The 20556-nt window shown below is 55.4% G+C and carries 20 protein-coding genes; 7 read left to right on the top strand and 13 right to left on the bottom strand.

The annotated features are described in order from the left end of the window. Positions 1 to 70: 70 nt before the first annotated feature. Both FHS19_RS01540 and FHS19_RS01535 read right to left on the bottom strand, forming a co-directional pair. The gene (locus FHS19_RS01540) at positions 71 to 523 is read right to left on the bottom strand and encodes a VOC family protein (RefSeq protein ID WP_183577644.1); all 453 of its coding nucleotides are present in this window, start codon (positions 521 to 523) and stop codon (positions 71 to 73) included. 396 nt (positions 524 to 919) lie between these two features. Next, a complete protein-coding gene (locus FHS19_RS01535; protein ID WP_183577642.1) occupies positions 920 to 2380 on the bottom strand; it encodes a glycoside hydrolase family 32 protein in 1461 nt (486 codons plus the stop codon). Between the two features lie 486 nt (positions 2381 to 2866). On the opposite strand from FHS19_RS01535, the gene FHS19_RS01530 reads away from it, so the two are divergent. Then, positions 2867 to 3829, top strand: coding sequence for a C45 family autoproteolytic acyltransferase/hydrolase (locus FHS19_RS01530; RefSeq protein WP_183577639.1), 963 nt, complete (start codon positions 2867 to 2869; stop codon positions 3827 to 3829). Between the two features lie 150 nt (positions 3830 to 3979). Here FHS19_RS01530 and FHS19_RS01525 read toward each other — a convergent pair whose 3' ends face one another. The 4 genes from FHS19_RS01525 to FHS19_RS01515 all read right to left on the bottom strand — a co-directional run bounded on the left by FHS19_RS01525 (position 3980) and on the right by FHS19_RS01515 (position 7537). Then, complete coding sequence (locus tag FHS19_RS01525; protein ID WP_183577637.1) at positions 3980 to 5185, bottom strand: MFS transporter; 1206 nt, start codon at positions 5183 to 5185, stop codon at positions 3980 to 3982. 254 nt (positions 5186 to 5439) lie between these two features. Beyond that, positions 5440 to 6024, bottom strand: coding sequence for a TetR/AcrR family transcriptional regulator (locus FHS19_RS01520; RefSeq protein WP_183577634.1), 585 nt, complete (start codon positions 6022 to 6024; stop codon positions 5440 to 5442). 204 nt (positions 6025 to 6228) lie between these two features. Continuing rightward, a complete protein-coding gene (locus FHS19_RS35230) occupies positions 6229 to 6363 on the bottom strand; it encodes a hypothetical protein (protein ID WP_281382258.1) in 135 nt (44 codons plus the stop codon). Positions 6364 to 6766: 403 nt separating this feature from the next. Next, on the bottom strand, positions 6767 to 7537 hold the full coding sequence (locus tag FHS19_RS01515) for an SDR family NAD(P)-dependent oxidoreductase (RefSeq protein ID WP_183577631.1): 771 nt from the start codon (positions 7535 to 7537) through the stop codon (positions 6767 to 6769). Between the two features lie 184 nt (positions 7538 to 7721). On the opposite strand from FHS19_RS01515, the gene FHS19_RS01510 reads away from it, so the two are divergent. From FHS19_RS01510 to FHS19_RS01495, 4 genes are all read left to right on the top strand, one after another. Next, positions 7722 to 8333, top strand: coding sequence for a TetR/AcrR family transcriptional regulator (locus FHS19_RS01510; RefSeq protein WP_183577628.1), 612 nt, complete (start codon positions 7722 to 7724; stop codon positions 8331 to 8333). Between the two features lie 414 nt (positions 8334 to 8747). After that, the gene (locus FHS19_RS01505) at positions 8748 to 9374 is read left to right on the top strand and encodes a chromate transporter (protein WP_183577625.1); all 627 of its coding nucleotides are present in this window, start codon (positions 8748 to 8750) and stop codon (positions 9372 to 9374) included. 10 nt (positions 9375 to 9384) lie between these two features. Next, positions 9385 to 9921, top strand: coding sequence for a chromate transporter (locus tag FHS19_RS01500; RefSeq protein ID WP_183577624.1), 537 nt, complete (start codon positions 9385 to 9387; stop codon positions 9919 to 9921). 86 nt (positions 9922 to 10007) lie between these two features. Further along, positions 10008 to 11363: a sodium-dependent transporter gene (locus tag FHS19_RS01495; protein ID WP_183577622.1), complete on the top strand. Its 1356-nt coding sequence runs from the start codon at positions 10008 to 10010 to the stop codon at positions 11361 to 11363. A 230-nt stretch (positions 11364 to 11593) separates the two neighbouring features. On the opposite strand, the gene FHS19_RS01490 is transcribed toward FHS19_RS01495, so the two are convergent. After that, positions 11594 to 13072 (bottom strand): alpha-N-arabinofuranosidase, encoded by a 1479-nt coding sequence (locus tag FHS19_RS01490; protein WP_183577620.1) that lies wholly within the window; start codon positions 13070 to 13072, stop codon positions 11594 to 11596. Positions 13073 to 13190: 118 nt separating this feature from the next. On the opposite strand from FHS19_RS01490, the gene FHS19_RS01485 reads away from it, so the two are divergent. Both FHS19_RS01485 and FHS19_RS01480 read left to right on the top strand, forming a co-directional pair. Further along, complete coding sequence (locus FHS19_RS01485; protein ID WP_183577618.1) at positions 13191 to 13970, top strand: helix-turn-helix domain-containing protein; 780 nt, start codon at positions 13191 to 13193, stop codon at positions 13968 to 13970. Positions 13971 to 14049: 79 nt separating this feature from the next. Continuing rightward, complete coding sequence (locus FHS19_RS01480) at positions 14050 to 15084, top strand: FUSC family protein (RefSeq protein ID WP_183577616.1); 1035 nt, start codon at positions 14050 to 14052, stop codon at positions 15082 to 15084. Here the strand turns inward: FHS19_RS01480 and FHS19_RS01475 are convergent. The 6 genes from FHS19_RS01475 to FHS19_RS01450 all read right to left on the bottom strand — a co-directional run bounded on the left by FHS19_RS01475 (position 15033) and on the right by FHS19_RS01450 (position 20545). Next, on the bottom strand, positions 15033 to 15314 hold the full coding sequence (locus FHS19_RS01475; protein WP_183577614.1) for a glycosyltransferase family protein: 282 nt from the start codon (positions 15312 to 15314) through the stop codon (positions 15033 to 15035). The two genes, FHS19_RS01480 and FHS19_RS01475, sit on opposite strands and share 52 nt — an antisense overlap. Next, complete coding sequence (locus FHS19_RS01470; RefSeq protein ID WP_183577612.1) at positions 15301 to 16347, bottom strand: XdhC family protein; 1047 nt, start codon at positions 16345 to 16347, stop codon at positions 15301 to 15303. Before FHS19_RS01470 ends, FHS19_RS01475 begins: the two co-directional genes overlap by 14 nt. Positions 16348 to 16375: 28 nt before the next feature. Next, complete coding sequence (locus FHS19_RS01465) at positions 16376 to 16879, bottom strand: (2Fe-2S)-binding protein (RefSeq protein WP_183577609.1); 504 nt, start codon at positions 16877 to 16879, stop codon at positions 16376 to 16378. Next, the gene (locus FHS19_RS01460) at positions 16876 to 17709 is read right to left on the bottom strand and encodes an FAD binding domain-containing protein (protein ID WP_183577606.1); all 834 of its coding nucleotides are present in this window, start codon (positions 17707 to 17709) and stop codon (positions 16876 to 16878) included. Before FHS19_RS01460 ends, FHS19_RS01465 begins: the two co-directional genes overlap by 4 nt. Beyond that, positions 17696 to 20020, bottom strand: a complete 2325-nt coding sequence (locus FHS19_RS01455; protein WP_183581328.1) for a xanthine dehydrogenase family protein molybdopterin-binding subunit — start codon at positions 20018 to 20020, stop codon at positions 17696 to 17698. The genes FHS19_RS01460 and FHS19_RS01455 overlap by 14 nt, the downstream gene beginning before the upstream one ends. A 267-nt stretch (positions 20021 to 20287) precedes the next feature. Continuing rightward, positions 20288 to 20545, bottom strand: coding sequence for a hypothetical protein (locus FHS19_RS01450; protein ID WP_183577604.1), 258 nt, complete (start codon positions 20543 to 20545; stop codon positions 20288 to 20290). Positions 20546 to 20556 lie beyond the last annotated feature (11 nt).

The following is a 20556-nucleotide window of genomic DNA, read 5'->3' as shown; positions in this document are numbered from 1 at the left end:
ATGGTAAAGTCCCTTTTTAACCATTTTATTCAACGCGTCACTCCCCCATAGTTCTCTAACAAACAAGCTATCAATCATTTGTAATCTCATTCCCCCTCTTCAACCATTCCACCATCTCCAAATAGTGCCGATTATACATGATCCCCAGCACATTGCCGAAGGGATCCGTGACCGAAGCCGTAACGAATCCCTCACCACGCGGCGTGATCGGTTCGTATTCCTTCGCTCCCATACCCAGCAATTTCTTAAGTGTAGCTTCCACATGATCAACATGCCAGTACATGATGGCGCCACCTGGACCGGGCATCGCTTGTGAAGGAGCATAGCGGCGATTGATCAAACCCAGCTCATGCTGGTAGTCCCCAACGCGGAACTCGGCATAGGCAAGCTCGCCAGTGGGCCCAGTGCGTTTGAAGTACGGGGAGATGCCGAGCACCTCCGAATACCACGACACCGCTGCCTCCATATCGCCTGCCCAATAATTAATCGTCGCCATACCTCTTAACGTTTGTTTTTCGCTCATGTTCATTTTCCTCCTTCGGTTGTCTCTCATCCTCTAAGGCCATTATAGGAGGCAATAGCTGACAACTATATGTCATGGTTTTATCAACGCAAAAACACCTCCAGGCGATGTCCATATCTCACGACATGGCTGTCATCACGTGAAGGTGTCACGTTGCGCCTCGGGGATTCTCATAAAAACCCAGTCAGCTTTTCATAGATTTTCAGCAGCTGCTGTCTTTCTTCCTCGGTCAATTTTTCGAAAAGATTCCTGCGCGAGATCTGCCCGTTCTGATTCGCTTTATGAACGATGTCGAGACCCTTGTCCGTCATTCCCAAATAGATGATGCGGCGATCTTTCTCGTCGACGATTCGAACGGCTGGCCCATGATACGGACAGATGGAACAAGGTTCATATTTAAATAGATAGTTCGTAAATATCGAGCGAATCGATAAGCGTCTCCTCATCGTCCGCCGCGAGGGACAACCCGGTGGATACCTGATCCGGATAGATCAGGTCGGTAAGAACCGCAAGGCCTTCGCCAGCGAACACCTCCACCGATGACCGGTCGATCAGGATCCGCAGGTCCACCGTCCCGTCCGCCGCATCCAGAACGGCTGTATGTCTGCCGGCAAACAGCGGATGAAAATCCGCCGCGCCTGCCCGGGTCCGGTCGATATAGACTTCACCCGCCGCAGCGCTGTAACCGATCACCGTTTCCCGGCCAGCACCAGCCCGAACCTTCATTTCCAGAGAGCCGGAAACAAAACCGATCCGAATCTCCCCACTTTCCAGCTGCAACCCAGCCAACTTCGCAGATGCCTGAGCAGCGGTTACCTGTTTCAGGGACAGCACCTCCTTGCGGTACGCCTCCAGTTCCCGGGCGGGCTGCTGGATGAGTTCGGCGGAGCCGCTGCGCGACTGCAGCCTCAGCTCCCGCGGCGCGGTCATCGCGCCCCGCCATCCGCCAGTCGGCGTCTGGCCCGCATATTTCCAGTTGCTCATCCAACCAATGAACAAGCGTCTGCCGTCCTCAGCCGGCACATCCGACCAACTGACGCCGGCATAGTTGTCCCGGCCGTAATCGATCCATCTCACGCGGGTCTGCGAAGCCGCATCCGGCTTAAAGCGCTCCCCATCGAAGTCTCCGGTAAAATATTGTGTGCGCGATCCTTCCGCGGAGCCTTGATGATCGCCGATGCTGACGAGCATGACCCATTTCGTCTGATCCGGATTCCCGTCTACCGGCAGCGGAAACAGATCAGGGCACTCCCAGACGCCGTCATGGCTGCCAATCTCTTCCCCGAATTCACTGGACAGCGTCCAGTCGATTAGGTTCGGCGAACGGTATAGGCAGACGGTCTGACCGCAGGCAACAATCATTACCCACTGTGCGGAAGCCTCGTGCCAGAATACCTTCGGATCGCGGAAGTCCACGAAGGTGTCATGTGCCAATACTGGGTTGCCGGCATACTTCGTCCAGGTTCGTCCCGCATCTGTGCTGTATGCCAGGCTCTGGCGCTGCACCGGCGCCTCGCCTTCCGCTCCTTCGGCATGCTGCGTAAAAATAGCGACAAGCCCCGGCTCCTTGCCGAAAAAGCCGGTCGTATTGTTCCAGTCGACCACGGCGCTGCCTGAGAAAATCGTACCATGCTCATCCGGCGCCAGGGCGATCGGAAGGTCCTCCCAAACGACCAAGTCCCGACTGACCGCGTGTCCCCAATGCATCGGTCCCCAAATCGTACTATAGGGATGATACTGGTAGAACAGGTGGTATTCCCCCTGGAAAAAGACCATTCCGTTGGGATCGTTCATCCAATTTTCCTTCGGGGAAAAATGATACGCCCCGCGGTAGTTGTGCGATAGGAATGTGGACATCAGCTTAACTCCTTTTTATTCATTTGGTAATATGAGGCGGACCCAGCCGTATCTTGGTCAAAGGCAGCCTGCGGCCGCATCCGTACTTTACTGCTTACGTCTATGCACCCGGCAGTTGCAGATATGCAGGTTGATTGCGCACTGCGGTCATCCCCCGTCTGCCTGATCATCAGTCAATCCTGTTTGGCCGTCTCCTCCAAGTGTTTGTTGGGTACCTATTATCCTTGCCTTTCGCCAAATAGGTGCTCCTTTCCTGCTTCTTTATAACCTTCTTCAGCTGCGGTGAAGCCAACCTTACCGTCATAGGTCAGACGGTGTGGTCCCCGTTCTCCTTAAGGCCTGAAGGAACCATACAGAAAGCCAGGATCTTATCGGCAGTTGAGCTGACCAAAGAGAGCACAAATGAACAGGCGGAACGGACCGGATTGGGGTAAGGTAGCAGGTGAAGGATTCATCAAACATGATTCATATAAAGGAGACTTGATCATGGTTAAAGAAACGAAACCGTTTTGGTATAAGCGTCTTCCGGTCCTGACCTCGAATCCATCGGCATGGTCCTCCCATATCGCCCAGCACTGGAATATGGATGCATTCCGCCCTCAGGATCCCATGGATTCCGAGGACGTGTGTCTTGCTCTCAGCCATTTCATGCCCGAACTGCTCCCCGAGTATGAGGCCCTGTTATCTGTCTCGCCCAACCGTCCCGGAGAGGCTCAACTGCTCGCCATGTATAACCTCCCTCCCTTCTTCTCAGGCTGCAGCAACTCGATATCCCACCGGTTAGGCCATCCAACCTTAATCCGAAATTACGACTTCAGCTTGGATGGGTTCAGCGGCGTATTCCGTTACGAACCACTGCCTGATGGAGGATGGATCATGGGTTCGGCCGAAGGCGGTTGGGGCTATCTGGACGGCTTGAACCATCACGGCCTCGCCGTGGCCATCACGTTTGGCGGAGACTTCTCGGTAGGGAACGGTTTCAGCATTCCGCTCATTGTCCGCTATCTCTTGGCCACTTCAGCAACGGTTCCTGAGGCAGTGGAACGGCTGTACTCGATCCCTCATCGGCTTGCTCAAAACATCTCGCTCTTGGATCGAAAAGGCCGTTTCAGCGTCGTCTACACCTCGCCGGAAGGCGTGAGTGAAGCTGACGGTCTTATTTGCTGCACGAATCATCAGGGACAAGTTCAGGATTCCGCACACACCGAACACCGGACCGTAGAACGGTTTGACCATCTCTTCAGAATGGGCGGTGCCGTAACGCCTCAGGATTTTTTTAAAGACCCGTTGTATCATCGCAAGTTTTCGAATCATTTCGGCACACTTTATACCGTCGAAATCGATCCTGTTACGGAATCGGTTCATTACCACTGGCCTGAAGGACAGCAGCTTCGCGCCACGCCGGAAGCACCCGAAGCTGAAATCAGAATTCCATTGTTCGTGAACTAGGCGGATGCACAACTTCCCTTCTGACGGGAAGATATTTCATGATCGGCTCAGGACACCCTAAATAAAAAAAGCAACCATACGCAAATTTCGCTTGTACGGTTGCTTTTTTTGGGGACGTCAGCAGCAATCATTCAGATAACACTAAACTTTTTATCTTGCTTCCTTTTTCTCCGTAAAGAAGTAGAGCAAAGCCAGCACCGGAAAAAGAACACCAAGCCATATCGCCGCTTCCCATCCGCCTTGTGCATACGCCCATCCGCCTACTGCGGAACCGATGGCTCCGCCGGCGAAAAAGATAGCCATGAACAAGCCGTTCAGCCGGCTGCGAAGCTCTGCACCCAGTGCGAAAATGGAGCGCTGCCCGAGCACCAGATTGGCGGAAACGGCCATATCCAGCACAATGGCGGCCACGACCAGGCTGATGATCGAAAGCACGGAACCGCCATGGATCACAAGGGGCAGGAGCATGGAAATGACCGCGAGCCCAAGGGCGATCCCTGTACCGGAACGGATCCATCCTTTATCGGCAAGCCGGCCGGCGACCGGCGCAGCCGCCGCTCCGGCTACCCCTACCAAGGCGAACAGAGCGACCCCTGTTTGCGAAAAATGAAATGCCGGGCTGACCAGCAGCATAGGAACCGTTGTCCAAAAAAGGCTGAAGGAAGCAAACAGAAACGCGTGGTAAAGAGCTCTGCGCCGCAAGATCGGCGTCGTCTTCAGCAGCTTCAGCATCGACGACAGGATCGCAGGGTAGCTGATGGATGTCTGCGGACGTCTTGCCGGAAGCGCCTTGGCTAGAACCAGCGCAAGCACAAGAATCAGAACGGCGGACAGAATGAAGATGGCGTGCCATCCCAGGAAGTCTTCCACCAAGCTGGCAGCCGGACGGGCGAGCATGATGCCGAGGAGCAGGCCGCTCATGACATTCCCCACGTTGCGCCCCCGCGTTTCTTCAGGGGACAAATGAGCTGCAAAAGGAACCAGGATCTGAGCGGCAACGGATCCTATGCCGATAAATAGCGACGCCGCCAGAAACAAAGCCGCGTTACGGACTTCGGCAGCGATGAGAAGCACGATCACGTTAAAGAGCAGCAGCGTGACCACCAGCCTGCGGTTTTCGAGCAAATCCCCCAAAGGAACGATCAATAACAGACCGATTCCGTAACCGATCTGGGTTAGGGTAACGATTAATCCCGCCGCTCCGGAGGATAATCCCAGGGCTGAGCTGATCGATCCTACGAGAGGCTGGGCATAATACAAGTTGGCAACGATGATGCCGCAAGCGACGGCAAGGATCAGGTTGATCCAGGATGAAACAGCAGCGGCGTGAGGCTTTTCTTTTGCGAAGGTATTCATAACATTTCTCCTTTGTTTGTATGGCATCCCTTTTTCGGAACAATCGTTCCGATATAGGGACAGGCCGCCTCATCTTTTTTTAACATAAAATAATTTTTCTCAGAAAACCATTTTTCCGGAACAGTCGTTCCAGTATGGCTGCAAAAATGCCTACCGATGTATCTTCGCAGAAGACAGACCGCTAGCGGAAGTTTTTGTTGCAAGATCAGGAAGCGGAGGCTCCGAGACTTATACTTTCTGATCTCTTAAAAAAATTACAGCATGCCCAGCACCATTTCCATCATCTCCCGCGCCTTGGCGCTGTCCTGCTGAACTTTCGCCATCACGTTAACGCTGTGGTTGAGATTGAGCAGCATGAACGATAAGAGACGAATGTCTTTGTCAGGAGAAATTTCTCCGGTCTCCTGTCCTCTCTTTAATTTTTCGTAAAACAGCTGCTCCAGCTCCTCAAAGCTCTTCTTGACCAATTTCTGCAGTGGTTCGTCCATGGCGTCGATACTCAGGGCTGCGTTCGTAATCATGCACCCATTGGGAAGGACTTCATCCTTCGCGGCGAAAGCACTCGTGATATGAATCTCGAAATACTGCCGGATGCCCTCAATGGCGGTGGGAGCGGCGATTAACAGATCCCGCTTTCTTTGCGACATCTTCTTGTAGTGCTGGATCGCCTCGTAGTACAGGGACTGCTTATCCTGGAACGTTTCATACAAACTGGAACGGCTAAGATCCATCGCTTCCAGCAAATCCGGTATGCTCGTCGATTCGTAACCTTTCTCCCAGAACACCATCATAGCTTTGCGGAGCACTTGATCCCGGTCAAATTCTTTGGTACGGCCCATCGGCGCCACCTCCCTTTGAGCATCAGTATATACGAACTGGAACGAGTAGTCCAGTATTTTTTATCGGCGTCATTCAAAACATGCAGGCCGCCGGTATCTTTGGCGGCCTGCTGCATTCTACAGGTACTTTTCCCAGAAATCACGGATTCGAATCCCTGGATGATGTATCTTTACGGATGATATATCTTTACGGATGATATATCTTTACGGCTGCTTAATCGTCACCGCATCCCAATCTTCCCCGCCCGCTTTTCTTGCCTTCACCGGATGATCCAGGGAGGCTTCGGCGATATCCTTATACGCCCAATAGGCAGCAGGCACATCGCTCCAAGGAAGCACAGCCGAGCCATTCCATCATCTCCTTCCGGCATGAAAAACTTAGAAGCGCCTTCGCGCTTTACGGCTGACCTTTTTTCGGACCGCTTGACGGATGCTGGCTTACACGACGCCACAGCCGGCCGGCCGCCGAACGCTAAATGACAGCGCTTTCTATATTGCTGATGATAGGGACTTCCTCATTTTCTGAACAGGTACATCTGGGTGTTCCGGCGTACACTTTTCCCAAAAAACGGGTGTTTTGTCCGGACAGCAAATGATTTTTTCAGTCATGGGCGTTGAAAAAAAGCAGCCGATTCCCCCAATTCTTCATGGGGAGACAGCTGCCTCAAACCCAAAAAACCGGGGAGTCTCCCCGGTCTCCATGGCACTTGCATCTAAATTGTCCAGCGATTGATCGATCGGATTAACGAGAAGTATATCCAGCGTCGACGTGTATCGTCGTTCCCGTTACATAAGAAGAAGCATCGGACGCCAGCCACAGGCTTGCCTGGGCAATCTCGCGGGGTTGTCCAAAGCGGTTCAGCAGACTGAGCTGCGGGGCATACTCTTCTTCCGTGAATCCGAATTGCTCCAGTGCTCCGCGCAGCATCGGCGTATCGATTGCGCCCGGTGCCACGGAGTTGACGCGGATATTGTGCGGTCCGTTCTCCATCGCCGCGACCTTCGTCATGCCGACCACGCCATGCTTGGCTGCCACATAAGCGATATTGTTCGGCTGCGGACGGAAACCGCTGACGGAAGAAATGTTGATGATCGAGCCGCCGTTCCCCTGTTTAAGCATCTGCTGGAGCTCGTACTTCATGCACAAGGCTGTGCCCGTCAAGTCCACCGAGATCAGCCGGTTCCAGTAATCCTCATCAAATTCGGCCGCCGGCTTGTCGTCCGGTGTCAGCGCCGCGTTGTTGACGGCCGCATCCAGTTTCCCGAACGTATCGACCGTAAATTTGACCATCGCCTGCACGTCTTCGGATTTCGAAATGTCCACTTTGACAAAAGCGGCCTCCCCGCCGGCAGCGTTGATGGAATCGACAACAGCTTTTCCTTTTTCTTCGTTAAAATCGGCGATCACGACTTTGGCTTTGGCTTCGGCAAACAGGCGCGCCGTCGCTTCCCCCATACCCATCGCACCACCGGTGACAATCGCTACTTTTCCTTCCAATGCCGGGAATGTCATACCCATGACCTCCATATCAAGATGTTTAATTTACCCTACATACTTCACTATACCCCAAACCGGAAATCGATCAATCGACAGCGCTTTCCCGACTGTATATTAACGTACAATCTACTGCATTTTGTACAGTAAAATTTGCAGATTCAGTCGATTTCTTTCATACTTTAGAAGAGGTGTTGATTGTATGAGTGACTTTTTGGACAAACGTATACAGCGCTCCAAAGCGGCCTTGAAGCAAACCTGCCTGGACCTGCTGGCAGAGAAGCCTTTTGAAGAGATCACCATTTCGGAAATCGTCCGGAAGGCGAATTATAACCGCGGAACGTTTTACGCCCATTTTCATACCAAAGAAGAACTGATCGATGAAATTATCGACGATACGCTGGGGGAAATGATCCGGCAAATCCGTCATCCGTACCAGACGATCCACAAAGTGAACATGAAAGACTTAAACACGGAAGAGATCACGCTGTTTTCCTATTTTCAGGAACAGGCGCCTCTGTACAAATTGCTGCTGAGCAGCCATATCCGCGCCGACTTCAGGTACCGGATGGCCAAAGCGATCGAGCAGCTGTTCATTGCGGAGTACGATTACGAATTCAGCAGCGCCACCGAGCTGGATCCGAAATGGCTGTACATTTTCCGGGCTCACGGCATCGCCGGGCTTGTCATCCGCTGGATCGAGGAAGATTTTCCGGAGTCTCCGGAATATATGGCCAAGCAAATCGTCGAGCTTATGCTCACCTCAACCGAAGTGTTTTATGTAAAAAACAAGCACGTTCCCAAGAAACCTTGAAGCGGCCGCCGCCCTTTAAGTTTTTTTGGTGTGCGCTAAAGGAAGTTGTTGAAGTGAGTAGACGCAAAGATTTCCGTCCGCAACCATAGTACACTAGAGTTAATTCTATTATGAAATAAAGTCGAGTAGTTTGCTTGGTTTAAATCCTTTTTTGACTGCTGGCTTCGAGCCGATATCCTTCTATTCGTCAAGCACCTATACCTCTGCCCAAACTTGATATGATTAAGCAAAACCCACTAAATCCCTAGACATTACAAGAGCCTGGAAAATATTCCGAAGCGGAGATCCCGGTTCCCCCGTTACTACTAGCCACCCTCCCCTTTCGATATCTTCTAGCCTATTTTCAACTAAGTTAATTCCATTTTGGATAAAAGATGTTATAATACAGACAGAATTTAATTGAGGTGACGTGTTGTGCAAACCGATAAGACATCGAAAGCGTACCTGCTGCTACAATTATTTTGGATTTTTTTCAAAATCGGTCCGGCGACATTTGGCGGCGGATACGCCATGATGCCGATGATCGAAAAGGAGTTCGTCGATAAACGCAAATGGATGGACCGCCAGGAAATGAGCGATTTAATGTCACTCGCGGGTTCGGCCCCCGGCGGCGTCGGGGTGAACGCTTCGGCGTTTCTGGGATACCGGCTGGGCAAAATTCCCGGAGCCCTGGCGGCCACGCTGGGCATCACGCTCCCTACGTTCATCATCGTTTTTCTGCTGAGCGTGTTCTACTCGATGTTCCGCGAGGAGCCCAAAGTCCAGGCCGCCTTCAAAGGCATTCATGGCGCGGTCATCGGACTGATCGCAGTAGCCGCGTTCAAAATGGGCAAAAATGCGCTGTTTGACCGGACGACCGTCATCACTGCCGCCGGCTCCCTGGCCCTGCTTTTGCTGACCGGTCTGAATCCCATGGTTCTAATTGCCGTCGGGCTGGTGCTCGGCATCACCGTCATCCGGCTGAAGAAGCGGCTGGGGCTTCCGGTTCACACCGAAAGGGCGCGCAAGGAGAACGAGCCGGTCATCGAATATTACATCTAGGAGGAGTCTCATGCTGTTCTGGCAGTTATTTGTCTCATTTTTAAAAATCGGGTTTCTCTCCTTCGGCGGAGGTTATGCGGTCATCCCGATGATCCAGTACGAAGTGCAGCAGCACGGGTGGCTGAGCACCGGGGAATTTCAGCGGACGGTATCGATTGCGGGGATGTCGCCCGGCCCGATCGCCACCAACAGCGCGACGCTGATCGGTTACCAGACCGCGGGCCTGGCTGGGGCCGTTACCGCTACCGCCGGCATCGTTCTGCCTTCCCTGCTCATTGTGATCCTGATTGCAGCCTTCTTTTATCGAATGAATGCTAACCCCTGGGTCAAATCCTCCTTTTACGGCCTCCGGCCGATCATTACCGGACTTATCGTCTATGCGGCCATCCACTTCGGTTTCCCCGATCCGTCGGAAGCCATCTATCACTGGACCACCTTCGCCACACTGCTGATCGGCGTGCTGGCGTTTGTCGCGATCACCAAATACAAACTGCATCCGGTAACCGTCATAGTTTGTTCTGGATTTGCGGGCATCGTTCTGTTTTAATTGGGTGAAATTAAATTTCCCATGCCTTTACGGGGACAATAAATTATAATAGAATGAACTTTCAAAAATAAACTGGGGGAACTTCTATGACTACACCACCTAAAAACCCAGCGGCATCAGGAAAAAAAGACCAGTTTTCATCCGCAGGCTTTATCCTTGCCGCCATTGGGAGCTCCGTGGGACTCGGGAACATGTGGAAATTCCCGTACATCACCGGACAAAACGGCGGCGCAGCCTTCTTTCTGCTCTTTATCATTTGCCTGATCGTCATTGGTTTACCTGTTTTGCTCGCTGAGCTCGCCATCGGACGCGCGGGCAGAGGCAGTGCGGCCACTTCGTTCGTCAAGGCGGGCGGCAGCAAAATCTTCGGCCGTCTCGGCCTGCTGCAGGTTATCGCGCCTTTTCTGATTCTGACCTTCTACGTCATCGTAGCGGGCTGGACGCTGAATTACGCCGTACAGTCTTTCAGTGGAAATTTGTACACCAACCCGGATTTTAAAGGACAGTTCAATACGTTTATCGGCGGCTACATGCCGATCGTATGGCAGGCCGTCGCCATCCTGATTACCGGCTTTGTCGTGGTCAAAGGGATTTCCGGCGGCATCGAAAAGTTCAACAAAGTGCTGATCCCGGGATTGATCATCCTGCTTGTCGTCCTGATGATCCGCGCCGTAACCTTGCCCGGTGCGGGAGAAGGGGTATCGTTTTTCTTGAATCCCGATTTCTCCCAGCTGACGCCGGAATCAGCGCTTGTCGCTTTGGGACATGCTTTCTTCTCCCTTTCCTTGGGGATGGGCATCCTGCTGACTTATGGCGCCTATGTGGACAAGCGCCAGTCTCTGGGATCCGCCACGATTGCCATCGGAGCCGGTGACCTGATCTATGCGTTCGTGGCCGGGCTGATCATTTTCCCGACAACCGCTTCGTTCGGCATTGAGCCCGACTCCGGGCCAAGCCTGGTGTTCATCGCTCTGCCGGCCGCCTTCTCGGCCATGCCGTTCGGTGCGTTCTTCGGTGGTCTGTTCTTCGTGCTGCTGGCGATCGCGGCTTTGACGTCGGCGGTATCGCTGCTGGAAGTGCCGGTAACGTACCTGATGGACCGCTGGAAATGGGGCCGCACGAAATCGGTCGTCATCATCAGCGTGCTCGTGCTGCTGCTCGGCCTTCCATCCGCGCTGTCCTTCGGCATCGTGCCGGGTCTGTCGGAAATGGGCAGCAAAAACTTCTTTGACTGGCTCGACTTCATTACATCCAACATTTTGCTGCCGGTCGGCGGGCTAATCACTACCATTTTCGCCGGGTACTTCTGGAAAGGTGCTGCCGAAGCGGCCGGCCTCAAATCGGGATGGTTCCGGGTATGGCTGTTCATGCTCCGCTACGTGGCTCCGATCCTGGTGCTGCTCGTGCTGCTGGACACGACGGGCATTCTGAAATTGAAATAACGTACTTTACCGTAAAAAGGCAATCTCCCGAGCTGTCCATGACAGCGACTATGGAGATTGCCTTTTTAGGTGATTGGAACGTATCACTTCTAGAGCATCCTATTTCGCAACAAAACTTCCGGAAACCGCGGTATGTCCTGCCATCCTATAATGGATTCGCTGAAACAGACCTCACCCGAGGCGAACTGTGCATCTATTCCCCTCAACCCGCCGGCAAGTCCTAAGCTTGCTTAGACCAGTTCAAGCACAGTCACCGACTTGGAAGGCAGCTCGACGACCAGGTGGGTCCCGTCCGTCTTGAACGCGTCGAACGGCTTCGGCGCAATCCGGTCAGGCTGCTCAAACGTGTTATGCGCATCCAGCTCCTCGGAAGTCAGAATCGTTCCCGTCACCGTCAGCGATGCCGCCGAAATGCCGCGCAGGTCGATCGTTACGGTCGAAGCGCTCTCGTCGTTCAAATTGCACAAGCTGATATGGATTTTTCCTTCGGCGTCCCGCGAGGCGGTTCCCGTCACTTCCGGAATGGACCGGCCGAAGGCGCTGTATGTACCGCTCTCCAGATTCAAATCCAGCAGCTCCGCATCCTGATGCACTTTATACATATCGAACACATGGTATGTCGGGGTCAGGGCGATTTTTTCGCCTTCGGTCAAAATGACCGCCTGCAGCACGTTGATCGTCTGGGCGATGTTGGCCATCCGCACCCGGTTGCAGTGTTTATGGAAAATGTTCAGGGTCAGTCCCGCCACGAGCGCGTCCCGCAGCGAGTTTTGCTGATACAGGAATCCCGGATTGGTTCCCGGTTCCACGTCATACCAGGTTCCCCATTCATCGACGATCAGCCCGATCCGTTGGCCAGGGTCATATTTGTCCATAATCGTGCTGTGCTTGGTGATGAGCTCATCCATATACAGCGCCTTTTCCAGCGTGGTGAACCATTCTTCGCGGCTGAATCCGGTAGCCGGCCCCTTGTTCCCCCACGTTCCCGGGACGGTATAATAGTGCAGTGTAATGGAATCCATATATCGTGCGGCCTCGCGCATCAGCACGTCCATCCAGTTGTAATCGTCCGAGTTCGGGCCGCAGGCGATGCGGTGAATCCGGTTGTCCCCGTAGTTGCGGACATAAGTCTGGTACTGGCGGTACAAATCCGCATAGTATTCCGGCCGCATGTTGCCGCCGCAGCCCCAGTTTTCATTGCCTACGCCAAAATAGGTGACCGACCAAGGCTGTTCGCGCCCGTTCTCCGCGCGCAGTTCCGCCATCGGCGATACGCCTCCGAAGGTCAGGTACTCCACCCATTCCGACATTTCCTGCACGGTACCGCTTCCAACATTGCCGTTAATATAAGGCTCACACCCGATTTGGGCACATAACTCCATGAATTCATGCGTACCAAAGTGGTTATTCTCCACCACGCCGCCCCAGTGGGTATTAATCATCCGTTTGCGTTTTTCCCGCGGTCCGATGCCGTCTTTCCAATGGTACTCGTCCGCAAAGCAGCCGCCCGGCCAGCGCAGCACCGGTACCTGGATGTGCTTCAGTGCCTCCACGACGTCATTGCGGATGCCGTTCGTGTTCGGAATCGGCGAATCTTCTCCGACCCAGATGCCTTCGTATATGCACCGCCCCAAATGCTCCGAGAAGTGTCCGTAAATGTTTTTATTGATTTTGCCCTTAATCGTGTCTGCGTTTAATACGCTGCTCATCCAATAGCCTCCTCTTTCCCGGTTTTCTCCCACACAGTATAGTAGCTTGTGCGTTATGCCACAATGATTTATACTGGCCAAAAACTGACCTATCGTGCTTTTTATGGAGGAGGCTTTCATGATTCAGTTAGTCAGCTGCGGCCACAACTTCGTTCATTCGGATGGGATCCGGATCGACCGCAGCAGCGGGGCCGGGAATTACGCTTTTGTCCTTTTTCGGAGCAAGGCGGAAGTCGTGATTGACGGCTCGGCTTATACCGTAGATAACAATGCCTTCATTTTGATGCAGCCCAGCACCCCTTACATGTACCGGGACTTGGAGAAGCCTTTCGTCAACGACTGGTTTCACTGTGAAGGAACGGAGCTTGGCGCATACCTGCAGCAGCTTAAGCTTCCGCTGGACCGTCCGGCCGAGGCGGCTTACCCGACGTCCGTGTCCCGGAGCATCATGGAGCTTCAGAACGTGAACTGGCTCGGTGGGCCCCACCGCTCGGAAATTATCGACCTGGACCTGCGCAGCCTTCTGATGAAGCTCGCCAATTGGCGGCATCTGCCCCCTGCCCAGGGAAACGCCGGCCGGTATCTGCACCAGCTGTCGGAAATCCGCAGCGAGCTGTACCGTTCACCGCAGGCTTCCTATTCCTTAAGCGAGCTCGCGGCCAGCGTCAACCTGAGTAAATCTTATTTTCAGCATCTGTACAAGGATTTGTTCGGATGCTCGGTCTCGTCCGACATGATCAACAGCAGGCTGGAGTATGCGAAATATTTGCTGGATAACAGCTCCCTCTCCATCGGCAGCATCGCGAAGATGTGCGGATACGAGAACGAAACCCACTTTATGCGGCAGTTCAAAAAATTCGTATCGGCTACGCCGAGCGGCTATCGGAAAAGAAAGTAGCGCCCTGCCCGGCGAGTTTACTCCCCTGGTTCCGTGGGAACAATAGCAGCAACAATAAATAAATGGGGATGCACAACGAATGAGTGACAATCTATGGTATACGATCAAAAGCAGCGGTCCCCTATGGAAAATGCCACTGGCTGCGGCGCTGTCATGGGAGGCCGCGAAGTGGGCGGGCTCTTCACATCCTTATCTCGCCCCGTTGACTGCGATTTTGTCCGTACAGGCCACAGTCAGCCAATCGATGCAGTTCGCCTGGCAGCGTGTCCTGGGGACGACTGCCGGTGTCCTGCTGACGCTCTGCGTAACGCCCTGGCTCCCATTGAATGGTTGGAGCCTCGGGCTGTGCCTGTTGGTCGCGGCCTTAGCCATCCGGCTGATGAAGCTGGATCACGCGCTGGTGACGCAGGTGGCCCTCAGCATTCTGCTCGTGCTGTTCTTTCAGCATAACATGCCCAGCTATTCGCTTGACCGGATCCGAGATACGATCATCGGCGCCGTGTTAGCGGTACTGGCGCAGACGCTGCTCTTCCCTCCGGATTCCATCCAATCCGCCAAACAAAAAATGACCCGCTTCGCGGACCATTTGGCAGGCCATTTTATCAAGGCCGGGCAATGGGTCGAACAGGGCTGCCCTCCAAGTGAAGCGCAAACGCTGAAATGGTCATGGCAGGCGCTGTTTCAGGAGCTGCACCAGGCGACCACTGAGCTGGACCAGGCGGCCCGGAGCTTGCGTTACCACCCTTTTGCCGCGAAGAAACGCGATCTGCTGAGCCGCCTGACCCGGCAGATGGAGCAGCTGCGCTCGGGCTACGCCAATCTGTCCGATATGATACGGGTGCTGGGTCAATGGTCGCGGACCGGCCATTTTAGCCGGGAGCACCAGCAGCAATGGGCCGCCCACCTGCAAGAACTCGCTCAGGTGATCAAGCGGTGGCATACAGGGCCGGGCATCTCCACCGACGGCAGCAGCGGCGCGGTCAGCCTGAGCCTTCAGGCACCAGCACACTTGGAGCAGGAGCAGTACCCGCTCGCCTTGTATATGAATGCCGGGCAGCTGCTTCAGGATTTTGGCGGGGAATCCGCGTTTTCCTTGTCCCGCAGCAATCCGTAGTCCTCCGGCGTGTCCACGTCCAGGAACAGATCCGGCGATCCGAACGGAATTGAGATCCCTGGCCTTCCGTGACGGATCAGCTGCCGGGCTCCCTCGTCCCCTTGCAGCCGGATCAGTGAGCGTGATTGCCAAGCGCAATTCCCCCCCAGCGGGAGAGCGAGTTTGCTTGTTCCCATCCGGCTGCTTTGTCCCGCAGCCAAATAAATGGCGTGGATACTATGTTGTTTCATTAGACAAGCGTCTCTTTCGGAAAGTTCGGTACACCTGGATTAATTCAGCAACGATGCTGATGGCAATCTCTTCGGGTCCGTCTGCTCCGATCGGCAAACCTACGGGGGCGTGCCAATGCTCCGGCAAGGAGCCGCCTTCGAGAAGACGCTGCGTTCTGCGTTTCGAGCCCAGGAGACCGACATAAGCCAGGTTATGGCCGGAGAGGATCCGGATCAGATCCCGGTCCCTCCGGAAATGATGCGTCATGATGACCACATAATCGTTTGGCGTCCACCGGATCTGCCCGGCCGTTTCCTCCGGGAAGCCGTCAAGCAGCGTGTGGGCATCCGGAAAAAAGCTTCGATCGCACAGGGCCGCCCTCCAATCGGCGACGGTGACCGTGAATCCGGCGGCGGCCGCAAAGGAGGCCAGAGGCTTAGCATCCGGCCCGGCACCGAACAGGGTCAGCCGAGGTTTGGGGAAAAACGTGTGGAGGAATACTTCTTCCGCATCTCCCGGCACGATCTGCATCCCGCTCCGCCGCCCCATCTGGGCGGTGGCCCAATCCCGCAGAGCTTCCGGGAACGTCCCCGGCCATTCGCCAAACCGGTGCCCGGAGCTGGTGACCAAGCTGTATCCGGAAGCCCGAGGGTCCGCGCTGTTTTTTAGTATAAGCATGACTTCGATCTGATCGTCCAAATAATCCTTCAGCATCAGCAGATGCCTCCGCAGCGAGTCGCCGACGACTACAGCCGTAACCTGGATCACACCTCCGCAGCCCGGTCCTTCCCCCCAGGACAGCGGATCGGCAGCCTCCAGGTCGAAAGTATACGTGTGCGGGACCCCGGCCGCCAGCAGCTCCGGGACACGGGCCGCGATATCTGCTTCCAGGCAGCCGGTGCTCAGCACGCCGACCTGCGTTCCATCCTTGAACAGCAGCATGGAAGCGCCCTCTTTACGGTAGGCGCTGCCCTCCACCCGGGTAATGGTCGCCAGCACGCTGCGCTGTCTGCACTGCTGAAGTGCTTCCAGAATCCGATGAATGTCTTCCAAGCGCGTTCCTCCTTTTAGCTGCCGCCGGTTACGGGCCGCCTTCCTTTTTTACTGACAGCGCCGCCATGATCGCCCCGTGGATTTCTTCATAAGAGGTGCAGCGGCATATGTTCGATTCCAGCCACAGCCGGATGGTCTCCGGATCCGCGTCCGGATGCGCACTCAGCAGCCCGTGACCGTTCATGATAAATCCCGATGTGCAGTAGCCGCATTGGAACGCCTGCTTCAGGACAAATTGTTCTTGGACCGGAGAATGCTTCAGCCCTTCAATCGTGGTGATGCGCTGTCCGTCCGCCTCTACGGCGAGCATCAGGCAGGATTTCATCGGCAGCCCGTTCAGGATGATGGTGCAGGCGCCGCAGTCCCCGTTCTCGCAGCCTGGCTTGCACCCGGTTAGCCCAAGATGGTCCCGGAGGGTATGCAGCAGCGTCTCCGCCGCACGGACCCAGAGCCACCTGCGCTCCCCGTTGACCTCCAACTCCAGCGGGTAGATCGCATTCGAGTTCGAGCTTGCGCTTTCCAGGACGTTCATCTCCCTTCCAAAGCTGTAATGGCGTCTTTGACGGTTTGCTTAAATAAAAAGAGGCGGTAATCGGCCATGCCTTCCGCATTGGTCAACGGCGGTGCCGGAAGCTGTCCCGCTGCCTGTCGGGCCCGCTCTTCCGCAGAAAGCCCAGCGGTGTTCAGCACCTGTTCGATGGCGGCCGAACGGAACGGGAACCCGCAGACCCCGCTGAATGCCGCACGGATGCGGTTTCCCTTCTTCAGGGCAACCATGGTCACCAAGGGGTAACCGACATGGCCGATCTGCCGTTTCTTCACATGGACGGACGGCAAAGATACGTATTCACGGTCCGTCATGGTCTGCAGCAGAAATTCCCCGGGTTCCAGCCGGATCTGCCCGCGGAAGACTTCGTGGATCGCAGCCTCCCTGACTCCGCCTTTCCCTGCGATAACCAGGCGGCTGTTGGCCACAAGCAGCGGGAGAACCGCTTCCCTGTAGTGGATTCGGCCGCACACGTTGCCGCCCAGCGTAATTTTGTTGCGGGACGTCTGGTCGGCGACGCCCTGGGCCGCCCTGCCGAGCAGCGGGAAGAGGTTCGCGCCGGTGACGGCGGACAACGTGACGCAGCCTCCGATGATCAGTTCATGTCCGCGGAATTCCATGACGCTGCATTCAGGGATCGCTTTTAAATCGACGACCGCACCCGGACGAATGTGATTCAACCTCGCCATCGTAATGATTTCCGTCCCTCCGGACCAATACATCGGGTGCTTGCCCTGGGCCTGCAGCGCCTGAAAGGTATCGACCGCCTCCTTCACCGAAGACGGCCGGTAATATTCAAAGTCAAATGGTATCATGGACCGTCCTCCAGATCCGTTCCGGGGTAAGCGGAAGCCGGTTCAGCGGGATGCCCGTTGCGGTCGACAAAGCGTTGGCCAGTGCCGCAGGCATGCCGATCACGCCATGCTCGCCGATACCCCGCAGGCCGAATGGCGCCTCCGCATTCGGCGTTTCGACGAAATCGACGAAATACGTAGGCTGTTCTCCGTAACGCAGCATGTGATAAGTCCGGAACTGCGGATTCAGCACCTTGGCCTCTTCATTGAACGCAAAAGCCTCCCTGCTGGCAAGGCCCAGCCCCATGCTCATGCCTCCGGTAATTTGGCCGCGGGCGAAAACCGGGTTGATGACTTTGCCGGCGTCAATAACGGTTGCCGCCTGCAGAATCCGGTAGCTAAAATCCCTCGTATCCAGCTCCACCTCCACCATCTGGGCGCCGACCGTCCACTCCGGACCCGGTTTTCCTTTGCCGGTCATCGGGTCCAGCTCCTTAATATCCCGCATCGCATAGCTGCCGCGGCCGATGATCTGGCTTCCGATCGTTCCCCCGCCCGGAAGTTTGTATCCGAGGGCAATCTTGGCGATCTCTATGCCGGTCCCCGGATCGCGCTTGCTGTATACTCTTCCGCCCCCGACTTCCAGTTCGGCGGGCGGGAGCCGAAGTACTCGGGCGGCCGTGTTCTTCAGCTGTACGATGGCGTCGTCCGCCGCCGCCAGGATCGCGTTGCCGACCAGAAAAGTGCTTCGGCTCGCGACGGTTTTCCACAGCTGCGGTTCGGTCTCCGTATTGACATCGGTGCTGATCGACACGTTGTGCACATCCATTCGGAGCCGCTCCGCTGCCATTTGGGTGAGGGACGTCCGCGTGCCCTGGCCGATCTCCACAGCGCCGCAGAGCAAATTCACGCTTCCGTCGGCATTGAAGATGATGACCGCCCCCGCACCGGCATCGGCCGGGGTGTTGGAATTTTTCCACAAACAGCATACGCCCCTGGCTTTGACAAATCGGCCTTTCGCTTCCATCAGGGGCCGCTCATCCCAACGGATCATATCCTTCAGCTTGGCGATGCACATCGGGAGATTGCCTACCGTACTCCGGTCCAGCAGCGTTTGCGTCGGCGTCGTGTCGCCGGGCCCAATGGCGTTCAGAAAGCGGAACTCCAGCGGATCCATGTTCAAGCGTGCCGCCATGACATCCATTGCCCGCTCTATGGCAAACGTGAGCTCGGGATGTCCAAACCCGCGAAATGAAGTAGAATACGGGTGGTTCGTATACATGCAGAGCGAATCGCACTGCAGATTGTCGATTCGGTACGGACCCGAGCAGTCGCTGGCTCCCGCCTTGCTCATGATCGGTCCCCGATCTGAGTAGGCTCCTCCGTCATACCAGTGCGTAATTTCCGCGGCGGCGATTTTTCCATCGGCAGTACAGCCCAGCTTGACTCTCGATTCCAGCCCGATATGCACCGGGGAAGAGACCATGTCCCGCTCCCTTGAATTGACCAGCTTGACCGCTTTTCCCCCTACGGCCCTGGAAGCCAGAAAAGCGAGAAACTCCAGCTGAACGGCCGCCTTCCCGCCGAACCCACCACCAACGAGCGGGGTATGAACGATGATTTGCTGCAGCGGGATATGAAAGTACCTGTTGATTTGGCTGCGGATGATGTAGGGGGATTGCGAGGCGGAATGGATGACGGCTTTGCCGTCCGGCAGCAGCTCGGCCGTACTGCAGCGCGGCTCCATCGCGGCATGGTCGGATTGCGGCAAGCTCACCCGGACTTCAATCGTGTGGATACTGCGGCACCATCCTTCCTCCATGTTTCCTTTACGGATCCGGTTGCGGCTTGCAACGTTGGTGCCGGGTTCCGGATATACCTCCTCATAGCGCCTATACTCCGCCAGACGTTCATGAATGAGCGGAGCGCCCGGCTTATAGGCTTCCAGCGGGGACTGAACAAGCGGCAGCATCTCGTATTCCACGCGGACCTGCAGCGCCGCCATTTCAGCAATATATTCCGCATCCGCCACCACTACGGCAACCGGCTCGCCGAAATATCTCACCTTGTCTATGGCCAGCGGCGGCCGGTCTTCCAGCGGAGAGCCGGTGAGCACCGGGAAATCCTCCCCAGTGACGACCGCACGGACTCCCGGAATGCTTCGGGCCGCAGAGGTATCGATCGACAGAATCCGGGCATGGGCATGCGGGCTGACAGCCAAGGAGGCGTGCAGCAGGCCCGGCTTCAAGGCATCTCCTGTATAACGGGCCGCCCCGGTCACTTTCTGCCCGGATTCCTTTCTCAGAACTTCTTTTCCGATGGACGAGGCGATTTCGGTTCCCTCCTTTCATCCTGATGGTTGTGATAGATGCATTTCCTTCCTCTATTTACATTTATATGGGAAATGCATTGTCCCTAGTATTCGGGTTTATACGAACACCCTCAGTAAAAAAACGTCAATCGATGTTCATTCAATGAAGACAGACCGCGTATAGCGGCAGTTTGCCCTGCGGTATAAGGAAGCCCAAGCGCTGGAGCCTATCTTTTCTGAATAAAAAAAGCCGCCCGGCGGACAAGCATCCTGTCCGTCAGGCAGCGGTCAATCCCATCCCTGCGTTTTAACGCCTGAGCGATGACTGCACCGTGCCGTGAAGCCGCAGATCCGCATATTGCCAAACCAGGTGCCGGCGTTGTACATCCGGATGTAGCGGTAGGCTTCCTTTCCATTGACCGACAGAACCTGCCAGTCTGCGGTAGATTGCGCCGGCGATCTCAACGCCGTCCACTCCGTCAGATCGTTGGAGCCCTGGACGACCGTCCCATTGATCCGGGAAAAATAACTGTCCTGTCTGGCCATCAGCTCCACGC

The organism is Paenibacillus rhizosphaerae, from assembly GCF_014192015.1.
Classification (GTDB): Bacteria; Bacillota; Bacilli; order Paenibacillales; family Paenibacillaceae; genus Paenibacillus_AQ; species Paenibacillus_AQ rhizosphaerae.
This window is presented reverse-complemented; position numbering and strand designations above follow the sequence as displayed.